Origin of the sequence: Helicobacter valdiviensis (assembly GCF_003245365.1) — a bacterium.
Taxonomy (GTDB): domain Bacteria; phylum Campylobacterota; class Campylobacteria; order Campylobacterales; family Helicobacteraceae; genus Helicobacter_D; species Helicobacter_D valdiviensis.
In genome coordinates, this window is record NZ_NBIU01000092.1 from 1 (window position 1) to 1,107 (window position 1,107).

A 1,107-nucleotide genomic window follows, 5' to 3' on the forward strand; every position below is an offset into this window, starting at 1 on the left:
ATTATAAATATCTAGCCAATGATATGTCTCAAAATGGTTTTAATGCAAGATTTATCCAAGCAACTATACTTTACATACAACTAAGTGGAGGAAGCAGTATATTAGATAAACCTAATTTATTGGGTGCTATTTATGGCTATGCAGATATTGCAGTAGGTAGTGGTTTAGTAGGAGTGCATAAAAATCCTTTAAGAGAACAACAAATTAAAACTCTAGCTAAGACTTTAAAGCCTGATGAATTTGGTATGCTCCCCTTTATAGATGAAATTATGGGAGTGGATTGGGTGATTGATTATAACGAATATCAAATTTCTGGCGATGAATTTGGAAGTATTTATAAAGCCCTAAGAAGTGATGTGGTTGAGGGTAAAATAAAAGATCCAAGAGATGTGGATTCTACTTATGAAAGCAGAAGGGAATTTGATTATTATATGGATGGATATTCTAATGGCATGATTAATGGTTATGGAACTGATACGCCAAATGATTGGGATGAAGAGCAAGCACAACTCTTTAATGATACTTTAATACTTACTGCCAAACTTGCAGCCTTAACTCCTCCTCAAGGCTATCCTAATGCACCTTATTATTTTACACCTGAAAAATTAGAATGGTATTATAAAAGGCACAAACTAGATGCTAAACTTGATCCTAGAATCCCTGCTATTTATCGTTATAATTTCCCAGAAGATTTAAAAGAAAAGATAAAAGCCTATGCTAGAGAACATAATATTAAAGAATAATCCTTGTTGCTTAAAAGCATATTGAAGAAAAACGCCCTAAATTCATAGGCAGACTAGCTACTACTATAATCATGGAAAATGGTTTGTATATAGGATAATAAAAAAGAAAGGATAAAAATGAGTAGCAATAAAGATATTTATGAGATTTATACTTCTAATGGGTTAATATTAGAAGTTGATAAAAATACAAACCAAATTATGTTTGATAAAAGAGAAGATGGGCGTGAAGTAGGCAAATACACCCAAGAATATTCTAAAGCCCTTTTTGAAGCACATAATATTAAACAAAACTCCCCCTACAAAGATTATAAACCAAGATATTTAGATCCTAACTTTTATACAGGAGAGAGATCCACTCTTTTAG

At 31.8% G+C, this 1,107-nt stretch carries 2 pseudogenes; both read left to right on the top strand.

The features are described 5' to 3' along the window. Positions 1–743: pseudogene (locus tag B6S12_RS10640) on the top strand (hypothetical protein); the annotation flags it as partial. A gap of 117 nt (positions 744–860) precedes the next feature. Then, positions 861–1,107 (top strand): annotated as a pseudogene (locus B6S12_RS10645) (hypothetical protein); the annotation flags it as partial.